We start from the raw sequence: 18,839 nt of genomic DNA, 5'->3' as shown, positions 1-18,839 counted from the left end.
CTGGGACGCCTCCTGCGCGGCGCCCTCCGTCACCGTGTGGCGCGGCTGAACAACCGGAAGAGGGCGAGCAGGATGAGCGATCCGACGATGGCGGCGATCCACGTGGAGAGCTCGAAGAACCCGTCGATGGAGTCGACGCCGAATATCACCTTGCCCAGCCATCCTCCGAGCAGTCCGCCCGCGATTCCGATGAGTATGGTGACGATGATTCCGCCCGGATCCTTCCCCGGCATCAGCATTTTGGCGATGATGCCCGCGAGCAGCCCGATGAGGATCCAAGCGATAATGCCCATGGCGCCTTCTTCTTCTCGTCGCGTGAAGTCGTGGTCAATCTCGCTTCTACGCCGTAAACGGGATTTCAAACCTGGCCGGGCCGCTACAGTGCGGCCCGCAGCGCGCGCCGCAGCGCGAACCGGACCCCCCGTGCCATCAGGCGCAACCCCAGGACCGCCAGCCGGCCGCAGGCCCTGCGGGCGACGGCCCGGGGCGTCCACCGGGCGAGCGCCCGGCGTCGGCGCCATCGGCGCATCCGATGCCCCCGCGTGAACTTCACGGGTCTCTCCTGAATGGCGGAACGGAAAATGCCGGCGCCCCCGCGCCGTCCGGCCGGGCCGTTCGGCGGACGGCGGAACGAATACCGCCGGAGGCCGCAGGATGCGGCTACCCGGATTCCCCGCCGGAAATCCCCGGGAGGGGCATCGGAAGGCAGCCCGGCATGGAACTGCGGCTTCGGGGCAGGCGCCGGGTGCAGAACGCCCGGGTGCGGCCGCGGCGCCCGGGCACGGTATGCGAGGCGGTGTGTACCCATGGACATCCGGCCGGCCGCGTTGCGCGGCGAACGCACCCCGGAACCCGAGGAACTCCTGGAGATCGCCTACGACGTGGGCCGCGACTACCACCGCTGGCGGCCCAGGCTGGCCGAGGCCGGAGGCGAGGGCTGCTGGCTCCCCCTCCACCGGGCCGACGCCCTCGGCGTCTGGGCCCTCGGCTGGGACTGCCTGCCGCCGGGCGCCGCCTACCTCGACCACGAGCGGATGCGGGGAGCGGTGTTCGTGGCCCGGGGCGCGCTCACTCACGAGCGGGCGCGGCTCGGCAACGCCCCGCACACTGACGAGGTGGGCGCCGGCAACGGCTTCTGCTTCGACGAGACCTTCTACCACCGCATGCGCCCGGTCGGTGAGGCCGGCCCGACCGTCACGGTGCACGTGTTCGCGCTCACCGCACCGGAGGCCGTGGCGGGCCACGACCCCGCGTGCCCCGCCCTCTGGCTGGGGCTGCCGTCGACGGCGGCGGACCGGCGCGTCCCGGGCGGGGGTGCGCCGTGCCCGTGACCGTCGGCACCTCGGGGTGGCAGTACCGGGACTGGAAGGGTGTGTTCTACCCGCCCGACCGGCCCCAGCGGCTGTGGCTGGAGGAGTACGCGGAGCACTTCCGCACCGTGGAGAGCAACAACGCCTTCTACCGGCTGCCCTCGCCCGAGACCTTCGCCCGCTGGCGCGAGCGCACCCCGCCCGGCTTCCTGATGGCGGTGAAGGCCAGCAGGTTCCTCACCCACGTCAAACGCCTGCGCGACCCGGCCGAACCGGTCGGCCGCCTGATGGCGCACGCCGCCTGCCTGGGGGACCGGCTGGGCCCGGTCCTGCTCCAGCTGCCGCCGACGCTGCGGTGCGACCCCGAGGCGCTGGACCGGTGCCTGGGCTGCTTCCCCGCCGGGACCAGGGTGGCCGTCGAGCCCCGGCACGAGTCGTGGTGGACGCCCGCCGTGCGCTCCGTGCTCACCGGCCGGGGCGCCGCCCTGTGCTGGGCGGACCGGGGCTCACGTCCGGTGACACCGCTCTGGCGCACCGCCGACTGGGGCTACGTCCGCTTCCACGAGGGCCGCGCCGATCCCTGGCCCCGGTACGGGCGCACCGCCCTGCGGAGCTGGGCCGCGCGCATCGCCGACACCTGGCCCCCGGAGGCCGACGTCCACGTCTACTTCAACAACGACCCCGGCGGCGCGGCCGTCACCGACGCCCGCGCCTTCGTCCGCCTCGCCGGCGTTCCCGCCGGCCGGCTCAGCCCGCCGGGGCGGTGATGCCGGGATGCGGGAGCGTGGCCTCGCCCCCGGTGCGTACGGCCAGCAGCACGGCGTCGTGCAGGGCGCGGCTGGCCTCCTCGCTCGGGCAGGGGGCGGGGCTGCCCGCCAGGGTGAGCCACTCCGTCGCGCCGCTGTGCTGGACGGCGACGCGGGCGAGGCGGTCGTCCTCGGTCCAGGTGGTGTGGACGTCGAGCTCACCGGTCAGCAGTACCGACTCGGCGGTCCGCACGCCGCCGCGACCGGCGAAGACACCGCGGGTGGTCCATGATGCCCAGGTCATCAGGCCTCCAGGAGCCGTCCCGTACCGCTACGGGACCTCGGGGTTCGGGCTGGCGTCATACCCGGCCTGGACGGGATATATGCATGCAAACCACCTGATTTTTACAGCGGGGGCTCTTCCGCCGTCCCCCGCTCAACGACCCGGCGGGCGGCCTCGTGCTCGGCGGCCGGCGGCGACAGCTCGTCCAGCGTGTCCAGGTCGGTGTCCCGCTCCAGCTCCCGCTCCCAGTCGGCGGCGAGCCGCTCCTGCTCCGCGCGCGGCAGGCCGCCCACGGCCTCCCGATGGGCCGGGTCGAGAGCGGCCAGGAAGCGTTCCACCACGTCCGATGACATCCCGTACTCCTTGTCGCTGGGCGAGGGCCCCGTACGCGACGGCCCGCGCCCAGCATGCGCGGCCGGGCCCCCCGCCCCGGGCAGGCGCGGCCCGCCACTGCCCCGAACGGCGCCGGGATCCCCGCCCCCTACGGCAGCCCCACCAGCCCCCAGCCGCGACGGGCCGCCTCCCCGGTCACGTCGCCCCACTCGCCCAGCAGCGCCGTGAACTCCTCGAAGACCTGCGGACGGCAGGCCCAGCCGACGCACTCGGCGGCGAACGCCCCGCGCAGCGCCTCCAGCCGGGAGCCCACCCGCCCCCACGCGGCGGCCCGCTCCGCCACCGCCCCCGGCGGGCTGACGAGCAGGACCCCCGACCGCCCGCCGGGCACCGGCGGGAACACCCCGTCTCCGCCGCCCAGCGCGGGGTCCCGCGCCTCGTCCGCACCCCACAGCAGACCGCCCAGGAAGACGTCCAGGTCCTCGCGCACGGACGGGTCGACCAGCGGCCGCATGTCGGCCCACCCCCGGCCCGCGTCGGAGTGGAAGCGTGCGGAGCCCGTGGTGCCGAAGAAGCAGTACTCCGCGCACCACGCCGACTCTGGGCCCGGCGGCCAGTTCCAGCCGTCGACGAGGCGCTGCCATCCGAGGCCGTCCTCGGCCGGCGGCCGGACGGCGTCCCCGAGCGCGTCTGCCTGCTCCCCGACGGGGAAGGCGCGCAGCCGTGCCCAGTCCGCCGTGAACAGCGTGAGGTCCAGTCCCATGGGCCGCAGCATAGGCAGGACGGCGCCCCGGCCCCGCAGGGTTTTCCGGCCGCTCAGCCGTCGGCGCCCGACGGGGCGAGGACCACGAAGTCGGCGTTCCACGGGTCGAGGCAGACGGCGAGCCGGCCGATGCCCTCCACGTCCTGCGGGCCCGTGCGCGTGGTGCCGCCGTGCGCGGTGACCGCCGCCACCGCCGCGTCGCAGTCGGCGACGGCGAAGACGGGGTGCCAGTACGCGCGTCCCCGCGTGAGCGCCAGGTGCTCCTCGTCGAGGCGCGTCAGGCCGCCGTGCATCCGCTCCTCCGGGAGGCCGGCCGGGGTGATGAGCGCGTACGTGCCCGCCCCGCCCGGCAGCTCCATGTCACTGAAGCGCCAGCCGAGGACGCCGCCGTAGAACTCCCGCGCGGCCGCGGCGTCGCTCGTGAACAGCTCGGTCCAGCACAGCGAGCCCGGCTCGTCCACCAGCTCGGCGCCCCGGTCCGTGCCCGGCTCCCAGACGGCGAACTGGCCGCCCTGGGGGTCGCTGTACTGTGCCATGCGGCCCGCGTCGTCCAGCGTCATCGGAGCCACCCGGACGGTGCCGCCCGCGGCCTCCACGGCCCGGGTGGCGGCGTCCGCGTCGGGGACGCCGAAGTAGATCATCCACGCCGAGCGCGCGCCCCGCTCGGTGAGCCTGCCCAGCCCGGCGACGGTCTTGCCGTCCCTGCGGAACACCCCGCCCTCCATACCGCCCATGGACGCGTACGCCCACCCGAACACGGCGCCGTAGAAGGCCGCGGCCGACGGCACGTCCGGGGTGCCGAGGTCGAGCCAGCAGGGGGAGCCGGGGACGTAATCGGTGGTGATCATGGTGCCGGCCTTTCACGGGTCCGCGGGGTCCCCAGCCTGGCACCGGACCCCGGCCCCCGCCCCTCGGCCGTCAGGCCCCCGCCCGGGCGGCGTACGCGCGCACGTCCGCGTCCGGGTCGGCCGTCGCCGAGGCCAGCGCGGTCCGGGCCCCGGGGTCGTCGTCCCGGTGGCGGAGCAGGGACAGCACGGCCGCCTTGCGGACGTCCGCGTTGCCGTCGTCCAGGGCCTTCGCCAGCGCCGGGACGGCCCGCGCCGGCGGGGCCGCCCGCAGGGCCGTCGCGGCTCCCGCCCGCACCTGCCACGCCGGGTCGCCGAGCGCGGATCCCGCCAGCGCGGCGTACCCGGGCGGGCACCCGGTGGCGGCCAGCGCCGCCAGGGCCGCGCCCCGGACCAGCGGGTCGGCGTCGCCGAGCAGCGGGTCCAGCGGACCCGGGGCCGGGTCGTGGACGGCCGCGAGGCCCCGCGCCACCGCGACCCGGACCTCGCGGGCGGGGTCCGCGGCGGCCGCCGCCAGCTCCGGCACGGCGTCCACCGAGACCAGCGCCCGGACGGCGGCGATGCGCACCTCGATCCCGCCATCGGCGAGCGCGGCCGCGTACACCCCGGCGTCGCCCAGCCGCAGCGCCCGCAGCACCTCCAGCGCGGCGGCCCGCACGGCCGGATCCTCCGAGGCCAGCGCCGCCCGCAGCCCCGCGCCCAGCTCCGGCTCCGCGGGCAGCACCTCCACCAGCTCGCGCAGCGCACCCGCCGCCGCGGCCCGCACCTCGGGCGCCGGGTCCCGCAGGCACCCGGCGAGGGCCGGCCCGGCCCCGTCCGGCACGGTCTCGGCGAGCACCGCCACGGCGGCCGCCCGCACCCCGGCGTCCGCGTCGCCCAGGAACGGGCGCAGCGCCTCCAGGTCGGGCGCCTCCTCGGCCAGCGCCAGCAGCCGCGGCAGGGCGGGGCTCGGCGCGGGGACGGCCCCCGCGGCCGGATGCCCCGCGGCCGCAGCCGCCGCGGTCCCCGCGGCGGCGGCCCCCGGCCGCGCCGCCGGAGCCGCGTCCCTCGGCCCGGCCGTCGCCACCGGGACCAGCTCGACCTCGCCGAGCCACCGCTCCGGGCCCGCCACCGGCGTGAACTCCGGCACCGGCACCGTGTACGGCTCGACCGGCCGCGCCGTGAACTCCATGGCCCCGGACGCCGACCTGCGCAGGTCGAGGTGGTGCAGCCAGCCGGCGTCGTCCTGCTCGGGATGGTCCATCCGCTCGTGGTAGAGCCCCCACCGGGACTCGGTGCGGGCCAGCGAGGCCCGGGCGGCCATCTCCGCGCAGTCCCGGATGAAGGACACCTCGGCGCACCGCATCAGCTCGTGCGCGGTGCGCGCCCCCATCCCGGCGATCTCCCCGGACATCCGGGTGAACGCCTCCACGGCCAGGGACAGCTTCGCCCCCGACTTCGGCGGTGCCACGTAGTCGTTGACGAACCGCCGCAGCTTGTACTCCACCTGCGGCTGCGGCGGCCCGTCCGGGTTGCGCAGCGGCCGGTAGACCAGCTCGTGGGCGGCGGCGACCTGGTCCCGCGGCAGCTCGCCCTCGTACGCCCGGTACCGCGCCGCGTCCTCGCCGGCCAGGTCCCCGTACACGAACGCGCCGATCATGTAGTTGTGCGGTACGCAGGCCAGGTCGCCGGCCGCGTACAGCCTGGGCACGGTGGTGCGGGCGTGGTCGTCGACCCGTACCCCGGAGGCGGAGTGCCCGCCGCACAGCCCGATCTCCGAGATGTGCATCTCGATGTCGTGGGTGCGGTAGTCGTGGCCCCGGCCCTCGTGGAAGGTGCCGCGGGTGGGCCGTTCCGTGCTGTGCAGGATGGACTCGACGGCGGAGACGGTCTCCTCCGGCAGGTGGCTGAGCTTGAGGTACACCGGCCCCCGTTCGGAGGCGAGTTCGGCCGCGAACTCGGACATCATCTGCCCCGACCAGTAGTCGGACTCCACGAACCGCTCGCCGTGCCGGTTGACCTGGTAGCCCCCGAACGGGTTCGCCACGTACGCGCAGGCCGGCCCGTTGTAGTCCTTGATCAGCGGGTTGATCTGGAAGCACTCGATCCCGGTCAGGGCCGCCCCCGCGTGGTAGGCCATGGCGTAGCCGTCACCCGCGTTCGTGGGGTTCTCGTACGTCCCGTACAGGTAGCCGGAGGCCGGCAGCCCGAGCCTGCCGCAGGCGCCGGTGGCGAGGATCACCGCGCCCGCCCGTACCGTGACGAACGCGCCCGTGCGGGTGTCGAACCCGGCCGCGCCGACGGCCCGGCCGTCGTCCGGGTGGGTGAGCACCCGGACCGGCATCACCCGGTTCTCGATCCGGATCCGCTCCCGCATCTCGCGGCGCCGCAGCTGCCGGTAGAGGACCTTCTTGACGTCCTTGCCCTCCGGCATCGGCAGGACGTAGGAGCCGGAGCGGTGGACCTGGCGGACCGCGTACTCGCCGTGCTCGTCCTTCTCGAACTTCACCCCGTACGACTCCAGCCGCTTGACCATGTCGAAGCCGCGGGTGGCGGTCTGGCGGACCGTGGACTGGTCGACGATCCCGTCGTTGGCGCGGGTGATCTCGGCGACGTAGTCGTCGGGCTCGGCCCTGCCGGGGACGACCGCGTTGTTGACGCCGTCCATGCCCATGGCGAGGGCGCCGGAGTGCCGTACGTGCGCCTTCTCCAGCAGCAGTACGTCCGCTCCGCGCCCGGCGGCGGTCAGCGCGGCCATCGTGCCGGCGGTGCCGCCGCCGATGACGAGGACGTCGCAGGACAGCTCGGTCGCGTCGGCGGGGGAGGGGATGGCCAGGGTGTCCACGGGGGTGCCTTTCAGAGGAATTCGAGGATGCTGCGCCGCAGTTCGGCCGTGCCGGGCGCGTGCTGCGCGTCGCGCCGGCGCGGGTGCGGCACGTCCAGCACCCGCCCGGAGCCGAGCAGGGCCACCCGGTCGCCGAGGTGCAGCGCCTCGTCCACGTCGTGGGTGACGAAGACGACGGTCGCTCCGGTGCCCGCGAGGATGTCCACCAGCAGGTCCTGCATCTCGGCGCGGGTGCGGGCGTCCAGCGCGCCGAAGGGCTCGTCCATCAGGACCGCCCGCGGCCGGCCGGCCAGCGCGCGGGCCAGCTGGACGCGCTGGCGCTGCCCGCCGGAGAGCTGGTGCGGCAGCTTGTGGGCGTGCTCGGCCAGCCCGACCCGCTCCAGCCACTCGGCCGCCGACCGGCGTCGTTCGGCGCGGGGCACCCGCCGGATGGCCAGGGGCAGTTCCACGTTGGCGCGGACGCTGCGCCAGGGCAGCAGCGCGTCGTGCTGGAAGACGAGCGCCCGGTCGGAGGCGGGCCGGGTCACGGGTTCGCCGCCCTGCGTGACCCGCCCGTCGAGCGCGGGCAGCAGCCCGGCGAGGGTGCGCAGCAGGGTGGACTTCCCGCAGCCGGAGGGCCCGACCACGGCCAGCAGCTCGCCCGGGGCGACCCGCAGGGTGACGGTGCCCGGCAGGGCCGCGCCGCCCGGATGCCCGAGCCGTACGTCCTCCAGGGCGAGTTCGGTGCCGGCCCGGGCGGGCGGGGCGACGGGCGGGGCGGTGGTGCTCATGCGACCGGCTCCTTCCGGGGAACGGCGGTGGGGGGCGCCGCCGCGCGGCCGCCGGTGCGTGCGGCCGGGCGGGGCAGCCAGGCGGTGGCGCGGCGGCCGAGCAGCTCGACCGCGGTGGAGGTGAGCCAGCCGAGGGCGCCGATGGTGGTCATGCCGACGAACACCGCGGGGTAGTCGACGACCGTGTAGTCCTGCCAGGTGCGGTAGCCGACCCCGTACTCGCCCGAGATCATCTCGGCGGAGATCACACAGATCCACGAGACGCCGATGCCCACCGACAGGCCGCCGAAGATGCCGGGCAGGGCCCCGGGCAGCACCACCGAGAACAGCACCCGCGCCCGTCCGCCGCCCATGGTCAGCACGGCCTCCTCCCAGACGGGGGTGAGGGCGCGGACCGCATGCCGGGTCGAGACGGCCACCGGGAAGAAGGCGGCGGCGAAGGTGATGAACACGATGCCCTGCTCGTTGGTCGGCAGCAGCAGGATGGCGACCGGCACCAGGGCGATGGCGGGTACCGGGCGCACCACCTCCACCAGCGGGCCCAGCAGGTCGGCCGCCCACCGGGAGCGGGCCACGGCCGTGCCGACCGCCACCCCGAGCACGGCGGCCAGCACGAAGCCCACCCCGATCCGGCGCAGGCTGTGCCCCAGGTCCTGCCAGTACGCTCCGGTGCCGACCCGGTCGGCGAAGGCGGAGGCCACCTCGCCGACCGTCGGGAACTGCTCGAAGCGCAGCCACAGGTTCACGTCCAGCGAGGTCAGCAGCTGCCACAGCCCGAGGGCCGCGGCCAGCGAGGCCCCCCGCAGCAGCCAGCGGCCCGGGCTCATGAGGCCAGGCCCACGGCGTCCTGGTAGCCGATGACGCGGGCGCCCGGGTGCTGCCCGACGTACGCCGTGGCGCCGGCCGCGGTGACGAAGGCGCGCGGCTCGGCGCCGTCCGCGACCCACACCGCCTTGTCAGCGAACCACAGGGTGCCGGTCACCGCGTCCGGTACGTACGCGGCCCGTACGTCGGCCCCCTTGGCGGCCTTCAGCAGCTCCTTGGGGCTGTCGAAGGAGGCGGTGGTGGCCTGGCCCCTGAGCCACAGCTCGGACCTCGCGGCGCCCGCCTTCGGGTACCCGGGCCCCTGAACAGCCCGCTTCAGCGGCGCCGGGTCGACGAAGGCGTCGACGTCGACGTCGCCCACCAGCCCGGCGCCCTTGAGCACCGGCGCGTCCTCCTTCAACGCGGCGATCAGCTCGGGGCGGAGCTCCGGGTCGAAGGTGGCGATGCCGTTCGCACCGTTGTAGAGGTAGACCACCTCGGCCGGCAGCCCGGTCTCCTTGGCGACCGTCTCGGCGGCCGCCACCGGCCGCTCGCGCAGGTAGTCGGTCGCGCGGCGCTGCGCTTTGAGGAAGTCGTCGACGACGCCCGGCCGTTCACCGGCGAACCTCTGCCGGACGGTGACCCCGTGAAAGGTGGGCAGGTTCAGCTCGGCCCCGTCGTACAGGGCTTTCGCCCGGCCCTCGAAGGCCAGCTGGCCCGGCCAGGCCACGAACTGGGAGAGGGCGTCCGCGCTGCCGGCCTGGAGGGCCGAAGCGCCCACGCTGGGCTGCTGGTTGAGCTTCTGGACGCCCTTGTCGGGGTCGATCCCGGCGCGCTGGAGGGCCCGTACGAGGGTCCCGTCGGCGGCCGATCCCACGCTCGTGGACACCTTCTTGCCACGCAGGTCGGCCAGCGACTCCAGCTTCGAGTCCGGGGCGGTCACCACGGTGTTGAGGCCGCCGCGCAGGTTGTAGCCGGTGACGGAGACCAGCGAGGTCGGCTGCTTCAGCTCCTTGCCCCGGACGGCGTTGAGGAGCAGCGGGAAGTCGCCCATCGAACCGATGTCGATCTTGCCGGCCGTCATCTGCGCGGTGATGGGGGCGCCCGTCGCGTAGTCCTGCCAGTCGACCCTGTACGCCACCCCCTCCTTCTTCCCGCGGGCCGCCAGCTCCTCCTCGAAGTAGCCGAGGGAGCGCAGCAGGGTGCCGGCGGTGACCGTGTTGATGGTCTTGGACTGGTAGCCGACGGTCACGGTGACCGTCTTCGACGGGCTGCCGCCCGCCGCGCCGCCACCGCCCCCGTCGGCGCCGCCGCAGGCGGCGGCCAGGGGGAGGAGCAGGGAGAGCGGGACGGCGGTGCGCAGGGATCTGCGGAGGGATCTGCGGCTCATCGGGGCCGGGCCTTTCATCGGAGCAGGTAGGGCATGTTGACGGTGACCGCGCCGGTGGGACAGCGTGCCGCGCACGGGCCGCAATACCAGCACTCGTCGACGTGCATGTACGCCTTGCCGTTGTCCTCGCGGATCGCGAGCGAGTCGAGCGGACACATGTCGACGCAGAGCGTGCAGCCGTCGATGCACTTGGACTCGTCGATGGTCACGGGCACGTCGCCGCGCTGGGGGACGAGGGGCATGGCTTCTCCAAGGGCCCGCGCGCAGGCGGGGAACGGGGGAGGGGCGGAAGGGGGAGGTGCTCAGAGGGAGCGGCGCAGCACGCCGCTCATGGTGATGCGGTCACCGCGGAAGCGGATGAACTCCAGGTCCACCGGCCGCCCGTCGGGCAGGCACGTCAGCCGCTCCAGCATCAGCACGGCGGTCCCGCGCGGAGCCTGGAGCACGGCGGCGGAGTGCGCGTCGGCGTTGACGGCCTCCAGCGTGATCTCCGCGTGGCCCAGCGGGCCGCCGGTCAGCGCCTCCAGGAGCCGGAACACGTCCGTGTTCTCCAGGTCGCAGCCGAGCAGCTCACCGCCCACGTCCATGGGCAGGTAGGACAGGTCCAGGGACAGCGGCAGTCCGTTCAGCCGGCGCAGCCGCTCGATACAGAGCACGTCGGTGTGTTCGGGCAGGCCCAGCCGGTGGGCGACCGGGCCGGGGGCGGTCACGGGCCCGACGGTACGGACCTCGTTGGTGACCCGGCCGTGCTCGTGCAGGGTCTCGGCCAGGCCCTGGAGGCGGTCCAGTCCGTGCGGGTACTTCTCGCACACCACCACCGTGCCCACCCCGGGCTGCCGGGCGACCAGCTGCTCGCCGCGCAGCAGGTCCAGGGCTTGGCGGACGGTGTTGCGGCTGGCCCGGTAGTCGGCGGCGATGACGTCCTCCAGGGGCAGCACCCCGCCCGGGAAGCCGCCCGCCAGGATCTGGTGGCGCAGCAGGTCGGCGAGCTGCCGGGCCTGGTCCGCACGCAGCCGTCGGCGGCGCGCGGCGGCGACCGGGCGGGCGGCGGGGGCGGGTTCGGCTGGCATGGCAAGGAACGTACCGGGAGAGCCCCCCGGGTGGTGTTGCCGCAGTATTGCGCCACCTGACACCGCATGCGTACGGCTCTGACCTGCTGTTTCCACGGAAGGGCGGCAAGATCCGCCACTACGGCGCCCAGTATGTGGAACGCAGGGCGGCCACGATGCGAACGGCCGCCGGCCGCCCCTCACCCGGCGGCCGCGCGGGCCGGCCGGGGACGGTTCACCCGCCGGCCGGCACCCGGCCCGGGCCGGAATCCGTGAACGCGCGCGCGGGCTGCGCGCGTTCCGCGAGCAGCCGGCGAAAGCCCGGCATCGCGTACCGGTCGGCGGTGGCCGACGCGGGGCCGGGCAGGCCCGCGATCCGCGCCATCAGCTCCCGGGGACGTGGCTGCCAGCCGACGACCAGGACCCTCAGGCCCCGGTCCTCCGCGCGCCGGTGCAGGTCCAGGAGGTGCAGCAGACCGCCCGCGGTCATGACCGGGACCCCGTGCAGATCGACCATGAGGACCCGCTCGCCGGGAGTGACGTGCTCCAGCGCCTGCCGCAGGACCCGGCCCGACTCCTCGTCGAGCTCTCCTCCGGCGCTGACCAGGACGGTGGTGCCGCGGTACTCGACGTCCATGGTGATCAATACGTTCCCCTTTCCCTCACCCGCGCGGACGACGGCCCGCGGGGCCCCATCCTGGCGCGGAGCCGGGCGGAGCGGGTAAGAGGCTCGCTGACGTCGGGGCCGCGTTTTGTCAGGTTTCGCTCAGGACGGGCCGGCCTGCGGCACGCTCCCGGGCGCGGCCGGCTCCGACGGGCGGCCGGACGTCCGCCAGGGTGGTGGCGCCCCGCCCGCAGACCGAGTCCAGGAAGCTGTCGTGCAGGCGCCTGCTGGCGTACCCGTTCGGGCACGGGACCGGACTTCCCGCCACCGTGTGCCAGGCGGAACCGCCGCGCGGGCGGACGGCCACGTACGCGAGGCCGTCGGACCAGTCGGTGCGGACCTCCAGCACGCCGGTCAGCACGCCCGCTCCCGTCGTCCGTACGCCGCCCCGTCCCGCGACGACGGATCGGGTCGTCCACGAAGCCCAGCCCATGGTGCTCGCCTTCCTTCCGCTGCGGCCCCGCGCACCGGGCCCGGTGCCGTCACCGGCCCGGCACCTCCGGGGGAGGGGAGTGCGCTGCCGCTCGGTCGGCGCGTTCCCCCCGTGGCCGGGGCACAAACCTCGCGGCGCCGCCAGGCCCGGGCCACGCCCGAGGACAGGCCCCCATCCGGTGGGCGGCCCACTGCTGCGCGCTGCGGGCACGGGCCTTCCCGTCGAAACGCCCGTGCGCGCCGAAGTCGCGCTCCGCGTCGAGCGGAACGAACAGGTTGTCGCGGGGAGTCGGACCGGCGGCGTTCACCGGTCTGCTGCGCGGACAGGCCGGTCCGCGCCAGGTAGCGGTCCAGCAGACCGGGCGCCAGCGCGTTCGCGATCAGGGTGGCGGCCGTGCTGCCGCCCACCCAGTACTCGCGCCGCCGCGGATGGTCGGCCGCGAAGAGCACCGCCCGGGCCGCGACCTCCGGCTGGTAGACCGGCGGTACCGGCTGCGCGCGCATCGGCAGCCGCGAACGGACCCGGTCGGACTGCGGCGTGTTCACCGCGGGCATCTGCACCATCGTCGTGCGCACCCGCGTCCCGGAGGCCGGCAGCTCGCAGCGCAGCGCCTCGTGCCAGCCCTGCAGCGCGTGCTTGGCCCCGCTGTAGGCGCTCTGCAGCGGGATCCCCCGGTAGGCGATGGCGGAGCCGACCTGTACGACCGTCCCCCGGTCGCGGGGCAGCATCCGCTTGAGCGCCGCGCGCGTGGCGTACACGTAGCCGAGGTAGGTCACCTCGGTCACCCGCCGGAACTCCTCCGGGGTGATCTCCGTGAACGGCGCGAACACCGAGGTGAAGGCGTCGTTGACCCAGACGTCGACGGGCCCCAGTTCCGCCTCCGCCCGTCCGGCCGCCGTCTCGACGGCGTCCGGGTCCGCTACGTCGGCCTCCAGGGTGATCACCTTGGCCGCTCCGGCCGGCTCGGCCTCCCGCCCGGCCGCCCGCAGCCCGGCGCGGCCCCGGGCGATCAGGGCGAGCCGGTCGCCGCGCGCGGCGAACGCGAGGGCGCAGGCCCGCCCGATGCCGGCGCTGGCGCCGGTGACGACCACGGTACGGGGGGTGTGCCGGGGGTGTGGTGCCATGCCCCGCGCCTGTCCCGCCGCGAGGGCCGCAAACCCCCCGGCAGGGCGGGCGGCACGGTCAGAACCGGTCGTGGTGGGCGGCCAGCCAGGTGGCGAAGTCCTGGAGGGCCGGGTTGATGCGGCGGACGGCGTCCAGGTCCCGGGCGCCGGTGAAGGAGGCCTCGCAGTCCGCGTAGAACTGGAACATGTTGCCGGCCTCTTCGGCACCGGGGAAGCCGAGCGCCCGGAAGGCGTCCGGGGTCAGGGGCCGGTAGTGGACCGGCCGGCCCAGGGACTCGGTCATGGCCGCGGCCATGTCCGCGAGCCGCAGGTGTTCGCCCGCGATGCTGATGGTGGCGGCGACGAAGTCCGCGCCGCCCTTGAAGACGGCGTGCGCGGTCTTGCCGATGTCGTCGACGGCGATGCCGGAGAGCCGCTTCTCGCCCATCGGGAAGACCAGCTCCAGGCTGCCGTCCTGCGCCCGCTGCGGCGCGAAGGCGCCCAGCAGGTTCTCCCAGTAGAACGTGGTCCGCAGGAAGGTGACGGGCACGCCCGCGTCGAGGAAGTACTGGTCCGCCTCCGCCTTGCCGTCGAAGTGCGGCACCTTGTACTGCCCCTGGAGCGTCGGCATCCGGGCGTCGTCGACCGGGATGCAGTGGCGGGTGTCCTCCAGGGTGGACCAGATCGCGTGCTGCACGCCCGCGTGGCCGGCCGCCCGGGCCAGGGCCGCCGCCTGCCGCTTCTCGTGCGCGGCGTCCATGTCCTCCCAGAAGTTGGTCACCAGGTACGCCCCGTACGCCCCTTCGAGCGCGGGCCCCAGGCTCGCCTCGTCGTCCAGGTCGGCCGCCACCACCTCCGCCCCGAGCCGCTCCAGCTCCCGCGCCCGGTCCGAGTCCGGGTGGCGCGTCACGGCGCGTACGGCGAAGTCGCCGTCCCGGTCCTCCAGGACGGACCGGGCCAGGGCACCCCCCTGCTGCCCGGTCGCGCCGAACACCGTGATCGTCCGCTTCCCGGTCATCGCCGGTCACCCACTCCCGCACACGTTCCGCGCCCCCGCGGGGGCGTCCGTGCTGCGAAACCTACGGGTGGCGGGCCGGAGCGGCGGGCGTCACACGCCGGGCCCGCCCGTATGGCCGTAAGGCGGCGCAAAGGCCGGCAAAGGCCCGGCCCGGGCCGTCCACGGCACGAATGGGCCAGGTTGTCGCGGGCAGGCGCCGGTCGACGGGGGGGCGAACCCGACGTGGAGGGAGCAGCACGATGAAGGTCGCCGACCACTTGTTGCGGCGCTTGCGGGAATGGGGTGTCGAGCACGTCTTCGCCTACCCCGGGGACGGCATCAACGGCATCCTCGCCGCCTGGGGGAGGGCCGGGGACCGGCCGCGCTTCATCCAGGCCCGCCACGAGGAGATGTCCGCCTTCCAGGCCGTCGGCTACGCCAAGTTCTCCGGCCGCACCGGGGTCTGCGCGGCCACCTCCGGCCCCGGCGCCATCCACCTCCTGAACGGCCTGTACGACGCGAAGCTCGACCACGTGCCGGTAGTGGCGATCGTCGGGCAGACGGACCGCAGCGCCATGGGCGGCGCCTACCAGCAGGAAGTCGACCTGCTGTCCCTCTACAAGGACGTGGCCTCCGACTTCTGCGAGATGGTCACCGTCCCCGAACAGCTGCCCAACGTCCTGGACCGGGCCATGCGCATCGCCGCCGCCCGGCGGGCGCCCACCGCGCTGATCATCCCCGCCGACGTGCAGGAACTCGAATACACGCCCCCCGCCCACGAGTTCAAGCAGGTGCCCTCCAGCCTGGGCACCGGCACCTACGCCCCCGTTCCCTCCGACGAGGCCGTAGCCCGGGCGGCCGAGATCCTCAACGCCGGGGAGAGGCCCGCGATCCTCATCGGACAGGGCGCGCGCAACGCCCGCGCCGAGGTCGAGGAGGTCGCCGGCCGGCTGGGCGCCGGCGTGGCCAAGGCGCTGCTCGGCAAGGACGCGCTGCCCGACACCCTGCCGTACGTCACCGGCTCCATCGGACTGCTCGGCACCCGGCCCTCGTACGAGATGATGCGCGACTGCGACACCCTGCTCGTGATCGGCTCCAGCTTCCCCTACACGCAGTTCCTGCCGGAGTTCGGCCAGGCCCGCGCCGTGCAGATCGACATCGAACCCGCCCTGGTGGGCCTGCGCTACCCCTTCGAGCTCAACCTCGTCGGCGACGCCGCCGAGACCCTGCGCCGGCTCGTCCCGCTGCTGGAGCGGCGCACCGACGGAGCCTGGCGCGAGTCGATCCGGCAGGGCGCCGAACGCTGGTGGGAGGTCATGGAGCGGCGCGCACGGGTCCCCGCGGACCCGGTCAACCCCGAGTACGTGGTCCACGCGCTGGACGGACTGCTGCCCGGCGACGCGATACTCACCGCGGACTCCGGTTCCGCCGCCAACTGGTACGCGCGCCACCTGCGGTTCCGCGACGGCATGCGCGGCTCGCTGTCCGGCACCCTCGCCACGATGGGCCCCGGGGTGCCGTACGCGATCGGCGCGAAGTTCGCCCACCCCGGCCGCCCGGCCATCGCCCTCGTCGGCGACGGCGCGATGCAGATGAACGGGCTCGCGGAACTCATCACCGCCGCCAAGTACCACCGGGAGTGGAGCGACCCCCGCCTCGTCGTCGCGGTCCTCAACAACCGGGACCTCAACCAGGTCACCTGGGAGATGCGGGCCATGCAGGGCGCCCCGCAGTTCGAAGCCTCGCAGTCGCTCCCGGACGTCCCCTACGCCGCCGTCGCCGCCCACTTCGGCCTCGGCGGGGAGCGGGTGGAGAAGCCCGAGGACGTGGTGCCGGCCTGGCGGCGGGCGCTGGCCGCGGACCGGCCGTACGTCATCGACTTCCGCACCGACCCCGCCGTGCCGCCCATCCCGCCGCACGCCACCTGGGACCAGATCAAGGCCACCGCCGGCGCCGTCCTGCACGGCGACAGCGACCGTGGCGCCGTCCTGCGCCAGGGACTGAAGGCCAAGGTCCAGGAGTTCCTGCCCGGCAGCGGCGGGGGAGGCAGGGAGTGACCTCCGCCGGCCCGCGGGCCTTCGTCCACGCCCTCCTGGCGGAGACCGCCGTGCGCCTGGGGTCCGGGGTCAGCCGGTGAAGGAGCCGTGCCGGCCCGCCCCGGACGCGAAGCGCGCCGCCCCCGCGCCGGTCTCGCCCGCCTCCAGCGGGACCATGCCGTGCCGCAGTTCGGCCGCCAGCGCCTCGGGCTCGGGCAGGCCGTGCTGCTCCCGTACGGACAGCCGGTCGTGGCGCAGGCACAGCTGGGGGAACGCGGCGATCTCCCGGGCCAGTTCCTGCGCCGCCTCCCGGGACCGCCCCGATGGTACGAGGCGGTTGGCGAGCCCCATCGCGTAGGCCTCGGCCGCGGGCACCGGGCGGCCCGTCAGGATGAGGTCCATCGCCCGGCTCTCGCCGATCAGCCGCGGCAGCCGGACCGTGCCCCCGTCGATCAGCGGCACCCCCCAGCGCCGGCAGAACACCCCGAAGACCGCGTCCTCCTCCGCCACGCGCAGGTCGCACCACAGGGCGAGTTCCAGGCCTCCGGCGACGGCGTGTCCGGCGACGGCCGCGATGACCGGCTTGGTCAGCCGCAGCCGCGTCGGTCCCATCGGGCCGTCGCCGTCGGGCGCCACCCGGTTCCCGCGGCCGGTGCCGACGGCCTTGAGGTCGGCGCCCGCGCAGAACGTCCCGCCCTCGCCCCACAGCACCGCGACCGAGGCACCCTCGTCGGCCTCGAACGCCCGGAACGCGTCGGCCAGCAGGGTGGCGGTCGGCCCGTCCACGGCGTTGCGGGCGCCGGGCCGCGACAGCACCACGGTCGTCACGGGCCCGTCGCGTTCGACGCGGACGGAGGGGCCCGAGGGGGCGCAGGGGGCGGCGGGGGGTTTCGTCATGCCGGCATTCTGACGCGGCCGGGGACCCGGCGGCCAGAGCGTTTGAAGCCAATGGTGCTACTGTCAATGGCACCATGCTGCTGAGACTGAACACCGCGGACGGCCGGCCGCTGCACGAGCAGGTGGCCGGCGCGGTCCGGCGCGCCATCGCCGACGGCGAGTGCGGCCCGGGGGACCGCCTGCCCTCCGCACGGGACCTGTCCCTGGCGTTGGGGGTCAACACCAACACGGTCCTGCGCGGCCTGCGGGCCCTGCGCGACGAGGGCGTGCTGGAGTTCCGGCGCGGGCGGGGCGTGAGCGTGGCCGCCGGGGCGGACCTGCGGTCGGCGCTGCTCGACCGGGTGCGCGAACTCGTCGCGGAGGCCGCGCACTCCGGGTACAGCAGGAGCGATCTCATCGAAATGATCAGGGGGTTGCCGTGAAGGGTGTGAACGGGAGGGGCCGGTGGGGGACCGGCGCGATGTGGGTGGCGGGGCCGTCCGCTGTGCTCGTCGCCCTGCCCTGGGTGGCGAGCGGCCGGCTGCCGGACCGGCTCGCGACCCACTGGAGCGGGGACTCGGGCGGCCCGGACGGCTCGATGCCGCTGTGGGCCGCGGCGGTCCTGCCGGCCCTCGTCTGGGTGGCCCTCGCCCTCCTCGCCCTCGGCCTCGTCCGCCCGCGCGGGAGCGCGGCGGCGCACGCCACGCTGGCGGCGGGGGCCGTCTTCCTCGTCGGCGCGCAGGCCGGGGTGGTCCGGGCGAACCTGGACCGCACGGACTGGCACCGGGCGGGCTCGGTGAACCTCGCGGTGGCCGTGACGGCCACGGTGGCGGCCGCGGTCGCGGGCCTTGCCGCCCGGGCGGCGACCCGGAACGGTTCCACCCCGGCGGCCCGGCCGGCGGGTGGTGCGCCGGGCATGGAGATACCGGCCGGCGAGACCCTCGTATGGCTCTCCCGCACGGCGAACCCCTGGCTGCTGGCCCTCGCGGCCCTGACCGGGGCGGGCGCGCTCGCCGCCGCCCTGGCGGCCGTCGCGGGCCTGGTCGCCCCGCCGTGGGCGCTCATGGCCCCCCTGGCGTTCGCGTCGCTCGCCGTCCTGGCCTGCTCCTCCGTACGGGTGCGCGTCAGCGACCGGGGCCTCGAAGTGGCCTTCGGCCCGTTGGGCCTGCCGGTCCGCCGCTGGCGGGCCGAGGACATCGAGTCGGCGTACGCGGAGCACCGGACCCCCGCCCAGGTGGGCGGCTGGGGGTACCGGCTCGGCGGCAAGGGGACGACGGTGATGCTCCGGGCGGGCGAGTGCCTGGTCGTCCACCCCCGCAGGGGCGCCGACTTCGCCGTCAGCGTCGGGGACGCGGAGCGGGGCGCGGCCCTGCTGAACTCCCTGGCCGCGCGGGCCCGCTGACTACTGGCCGACCCGGCCGTCCACGCACTCGCGCAGCAGGTCGGCGTGCCCGCAGTGGCGGGCGTACTCCTCGATCCGGTGCACCATCAGCTCCCGGACCGCGGCGGGACCGCCCGCCGGGCGAGCCGCTCGGGGTCCAGGCCCTCGCGCCGGCGGGTGAGCCGCGTCTCACCCGGGGCCCGGGACTTGTCTATGCAACGAGTTGCATAAG

At 75.3% G+C, this 18,839-nt stretch carries 21 protein-coding genes and 2 pseudogenes; 5 read left to right on the top strand and 18 right to left on the bottom strand.

Features of this window, described 5'->3' with window-relative positions:
- Window positions 1-29 precede the first annotated feature (29 nt).
- Together D1J60_RS02270 and D1J60_RS37110 are read right to left on the bottom strand one after the other, a co-directional pair.
- Complete coding sequence (locus D1J60_RS02270; RefSeq protein ID WP_125594959.1) at window positions 30-293, bottom strand: GlsB/YeaQ/YmgE family stress response membrane protein; 264 nt, start codon at window positions 291-293, stop codon at window positions 30-32.
- A gap of 83 nt (window positions 294-376) precedes the next feature.
- Window positions 377-553, bottom strand: coding sequence for a hypothetical protein (locus D1J60_RS37110; RefSeq protein WP_164720816.1), 177 nt, complete (start codon window positions 551-553; stop codon window positions 377-379).
- 253 nt (window positions 554-806) lie between these two features.
- On the opposite strand from D1J60_RS37110, the gene D1J60_RS02265 reads away from it, so the two are divergent.
- Both D1J60_RS02265 and D1J60_RS02260 read left to right on the top strand, forming a co-directional pair.
- Window positions 807-1,331, top strand: a complete 525-nt coding sequence (locus D1J60_RS02265; RefSeq protein ID WP_125819916.1) for a hypothetical protein — start codon at window positions 807-809, stop codon at window positions 1,329-1,331.
- Window positions 1,322-2,077, top strand: a complete 756-nt coding sequence (locus tag D1J60_RS02260) for a DUF72 domain-containing protein (RefSeq protein ID WP_125819915.1) — start codon at window positions 1,322-1,324, stop codon at window positions 2,075-2,077. Before D1J60_RS02265 ends, D1J60_RS02260 begins: the two co-directional genes overlap by 10 nt.
- On the opposite strand, the gene D1J60_RS02255 is transcribed toward D1J60_RS02260, so the two are convergent.
- The 14 genes and pseudogenes from D1J60_RS02255 to D1J60_RS02190 all read right to left on the bottom strand — a co-directional run bounded on the left by D1J60_RS02255 (window position 2,058) and on the right by D1J60_RS02190 (window position 14,335).
- Window positions 2,058-2,360 carry a hypothetical protein gene (locus D1J60_RS02255; protein ID WP_125594962.1) on the bottom strand — a complete coding sequence of 101 codons (303 nt, stop codon included), beginning with the start codon at window positions 2,358-2,360 and terminating at the stop codon, window positions 2,058-2,060. The genes D1J60_RS02260 and D1J60_RS02255 overlap by 20 nt on opposite strands.
- Before the next feature lie 101 nt (window positions 2,361-2,461).
- The gene (locus tag D1J60_RS02250) at window positions 2,462-2,692 is read right to left on the bottom strand and encodes a hypothetical protein (RefSeq protein WP_125594963.1); all 231 of its coding nucleotides are present in this window, start codon (window positions 2,690-2,692) and stop codon (window positions 2,462-2,464) included.
- Between the two features lie 128 nt (window positions 2,693-2,820).
- The gene (locus tag D1J60_RS02245) at window positions 2,821-3,435 is read right to left on the bottom strand and encodes a hypothetical protein (RefSeq protein WP_125819914.1); all 615 of its coding nucleotides are present in this window, start codon (window positions 3,433-3,435) and stop codon (window positions 2,821-2,823) included.
- Window positions 3,436-3,488: 53 nt separating this feature from the next.
- A complete protein-coding gene (locus D1J60_RS02240) occupies window positions 3,489-4,283 on the bottom strand; it encodes a VOC family protein (protein WP_125819913.1) in 795 nt (264 codons plus the stop codon).
- Between the two features lie 70 nt (window positions 4,284-4,353).
- The gene (locus D1J60_RS02235) at window positions 4,354-7,095 is read right to left on the bottom strand and encodes a fumarate reductase/succinate dehydrogenase flavoprotein subunit (protein WP_125823813.1); all 2,742 of its coding nucleotides are present in this window, start codon (window positions 7,093-7,095) and stop codon (window positions 4,354-4,356) included.
- A 20-nt stretch (window positions 7,096-7,115) separates the two neighbouring features.
- Window positions 7,116-7,874 carry an ABC transporter ATP-binding protein gene (locus D1J60_RS02230; protein WP_125819912.1) on the bottom strand — a complete coding sequence of 253 codons (759 nt, stop codon included), beginning with the start codon at window positions 7,872-7,874 and terminating at the stop codon, window positions 7,116-7,118.
- Window positions 7,871-8,701, bottom strand: a complete 831-nt coding sequence (locus tag D1J60_RS02225) for an ABC transporter permease (RefSeq protein WP_125819911.1) — start codon at window positions 8,699-8,701, stop codon at window positions 7,871-7,873. The genes D1J60_RS02230 and D1J60_RS02225 overlap by 4 nt, the downstream gene beginning before the upstream one ends.
- Window positions 8,698-10,068: an ABC transporter substrate-binding protein gene (locus D1J60_RS02220; protein ID WP_164720815.1), complete on the bottom strand. Its 1,371-nt coding sequence runs from the start codon at window positions 10,066-10,068 to the stop codon at window positions 8,698-8,700. The genes D1J60_RS02225 and D1J60_RS02220 overlap by 4 nt, the downstream gene beginning before the upstream one ends.
- Window positions 10,069-10,082: 14 nt before the next feature.
- Window positions 10,083-10,310: a ferredoxin family protein gene (locus tag D1J60_RS02215; protein WP_125594968.1), complete on the bottom strand. Its 228-nt coding sequence runs from the start codon at window positions 10,308-10,310 to the stop codon at window positions 10,083-10,085.
- 60 nt (window positions 10,311-10,370) lie between these two features.
- Window positions 10,371-11,138 (bottom strand): GntR family transcriptional regulator, encoded by a 768-nt coding sequence (locus D1J60_RS02210; RefSeq protein ID WP_125819909.1) that lies wholly within the window; start codon window positions 11,136-11,138, stop codon window positions 10,371-10,373.
- 214 nt (window positions 11,139-11,352) lie between these two features.
- Window positions 11,353-11,754, bottom strand: coding sequence for an STAS domain-containing protein (locus tag D1J60_RS02205; RefSeq protein WP_241253522.1), 402 nt, complete (start codon window positions 11,752-11,754; stop codon window positions 11,353-11,355).
- Between the two features lie 118 nt (window positions 11,755-11,872).
- Complete coding sequence (locus D1J60_RS02200; RefSeq protein WP_125819907.1) at window positions 11,873-12,214, bottom strand: hypothetical protein; 342 nt, start codon at window positions 12,212-12,214, stop codon at window positions 11,873-11,875.
- Between the two features lie 211 nt (window positions 12,215-12,425).
- Window positions 12,426-13,338: pseudogene (locus D1J60_RS02195) on the bottom strand (SDR family oxidoreductase); the annotation flags it as partial.
- Between the two features lie 58 nt (window positions 13,339-13,396).
- The gene (locus tag D1J60_RS02190) at window positions 13,397-14,335 is read right to left on the bottom strand and encodes an NmrA/HSCARG family protein (protein WP_125819906.1); all 939 of its coding nucleotides are present in this window, start codon (window positions 14,333-14,335) and stop codon (window positions 13,397-13,399) included.
- A gap of 239 nt (window positions 14,336-14,574) precedes the next feature.
- Here D1J60_RS02190 and D1J60_RS02185 point away from each other — a divergent pair, with 239 nt between their 5' ends.
- On the top strand, window positions 14,575-16,371 hold the full coding sequence (locus D1J60_RS02185) for a thiamine pyrophosphate-requiring protein (RefSeq protein WP_125819905.1): 1,797 nt from the start codon (window positions 14,575-14,577) through the stop codon (window positions 16,369-16,371).
- A 69-nt stretch (window positions 16,372-16,440) separates the two neighbouring features.
- Here D1J60_RS02185 and D1J60_RS02180 read toward each other — a convergent pair whose 3' ends face one another.
- Window positions 16,441-17,247 (bottom strand): crotonase/enoyl-CoA hydratase family protein, encoded by an 807-nt coding sequence (locus D1J60_RS02180; protein WP_125819904.1) that lies wholly within the window; start codon window positions 17,245-17,247, stop codon window positions 16,441-16,443.
- A gap of 74 nt (window positions 17,248-17,321) precedes the next feature.
- On the opposite strand from D1J60_RS02180, the gene D1J60_RS02175 reads away from it, so the two are divergent.
- Window positions 17,322-17,669 (top strand): GntR family transcriptional regulator, encoded by a 348-nt coding sequence (locus D1J60_RS02175; protein WP_125819903.1) that lies wholly within the window; start codon window positions 17,322-17,324, stop codon window positions 17,667-17,669.
- Window positions 17,670-17,707: 38 nt separating this feature from the next.
- Window positions 17,708-18,628, top strand: coding sequence for a DUF1648 domain-containing protein (locus tag D1J60_RS02170; protein ID WP_125823812.1), 921 nt, complete (start codon window positions 17,708-17,710; stop codon window positions 18,626-18,628).
- Here D1J60_RS02170 and D1J60_RS02165 read toward each other — a convergent pair.
- Window positions 18,629-18,760, bottom strand: a pseudogene (locus D1J60_RS02165) (DUF664 domain-containing protein); the annotation flags it as partial.
- Between the last annotated feature and the right edge of the window lie 79 nt (window positions 18,761-18,839).

The sequence above is a fragment of the Streptomyces sp. W1SF4 genome (assembly GCF_003950035.1).
GTDB lineage: Bacteria > Actinomycetota > Actinomycetes > Streptomycetales > Streptomycetaceae > Streptomyces > Streptomyces racemochromogenes.
Note: the sequence above shows the minus strand (reverse complement) of the source record. Positions and strands in the feature narration are given on the sequence as shown.

What these genes read in the sequence shown, in the direction of transcription:
- D1J60_RS02270 (WP_125594959.1), bottom strand. Translation starts at nt 293, where the DNA reads ATGGGCATTATCGCTTGGATCCTCATCGGGCTGCTCGCGGGCATCATC.
- D1J60_RS02265 (WP_125819916.1), top strand. Translation starts at nt 807, where the DNA reads ATGGACATCCGGCCGGCCGCGTTGCGCGGCGAACGCACCCCGGAACCC.
- D1J60_RS02255 (WP_125594962.1), bottom strand. Translation starts at nt 2,360, where the DNA reads ATGACCTGGGCATCATGGACCACCCGCGGTGTCTTCGCCGGTCGCGGC.
- D1J60_RS02250 (WP_125594963.1), bottom strand. Translation starts at nt 2,692, where the DNA reads ATGTCATCGGACGTGGTGGAACGCTTCCTGGCCGCTCTCGACCCGGCC.
- D1J60_RS02245 (WP_125819914.1), bottom strand. Translation starts at nt 3,435, where the DNA reads ATGGGACTGGACCTCACGCTGTTCACGGCGGACTGGGCACGGCTGCGC.
- D1J60_RS02240 (WP_125819913.1), bottom strand. Translation starts at nt 4,283, where the DNA reads ATGATCACCACCGATTACGTCCCCGGCTCCCCCTGCTGGCTCGACCTC.
- D1J60_RS02230 (WP_125819912.1), bottom strand. Translation starts at nt 7,874, where the DNA reads ATGAGCACCACCGCCCCGCCCGTCGCCCCGCCCGCCCGGGCCGGCACC.
- D1J60_RS02225 (WP_125819911.1), bottom strand. Translation starts at nt 8,701, where the DNA reads ATGAGCCCGGGCCGCTGGCTGCTGCGGGGGGCCTCGCTGGCCGCGGCC.
- D1J60_RS02220 (WP_164720815.1), bottom strand. Translation starts at nt 10,068, where the DNA reads ATGAGCCGCAGATCCCTCCGCAGATCCCTGCGCACCGCCGTCCCGCTC.
- D1J60_RS02215 (WP_125594968.1), bottom strand. Translation starts at nt 10,310, where the DNA reads ATGCCCCTCGTCCCCCAGCGCGGCGACGTGCCCGTGACCATCGACGAG.
- D1J60_RS02210 (WP_125819909.1), bottom strand. Translation starts at nt 11,138, where the DNA reads ATGCCAGCCGAACCCGCCCCCGCCGCCCGCCCGGTCGCCGCCGCGCGC.
- D1J60_RS02205 (WP_241253522.1), bottom strand. Translation starts at nt 11,754, where the DNA reads ATGGACGTCGAGTACCGCGGCACCACCGTCCTGGTCAGCGCCGGAGGA.
- D1J60_RS02200 (WP_125819907.1), bottom strand. Translation starts at nt 12,214, where the DNA reads ATGGGCTGGGCTTCGTGGACGACCCGATCCGTCGTCGCGGGACGGGGC.
- D1J60_RS02190 (WP_125819906.1), bottom strand. Translation starts at nt 14,335, where the DNA reads ATGACCGGGAAGCGGACGATCACGGTGTTCGGCGCGACCGGGCAGCAG.
- D1J60_RS02185 (WP_125819905.1), top strand. Translation starts at nt 14,575, where the DNA reads ATGAAGGTCGCCGACCACTTGTTGCGGCGCTTGCGGGAATGGGGTGTC.
- D1J60_RS02180 (WP_125819904.1), bottom strand. Translation starts at nt 17,247, where the DNA reads ATGACGAAACCCCCCGCCGCCCCCTGCGCCCCCTCGGGCCCCTCCGTC.
- D1J60_RS02175 (WP_125819903.1), top strand. Translation starts at nt 17,322, where the DNA reads ATGCTGCTGAGACTGAACACCGCGGACGGCCGGCCGCTGCACGAGCAG.
- D1J60_RS02170 (WP_125823812.1), top strand. Translation starts at nt 17,708, where the DNA reads ATGTGGGTGGCGGGGCCGTCCGCTGTGCTCGTCGCCCTGCCCTGGGTG.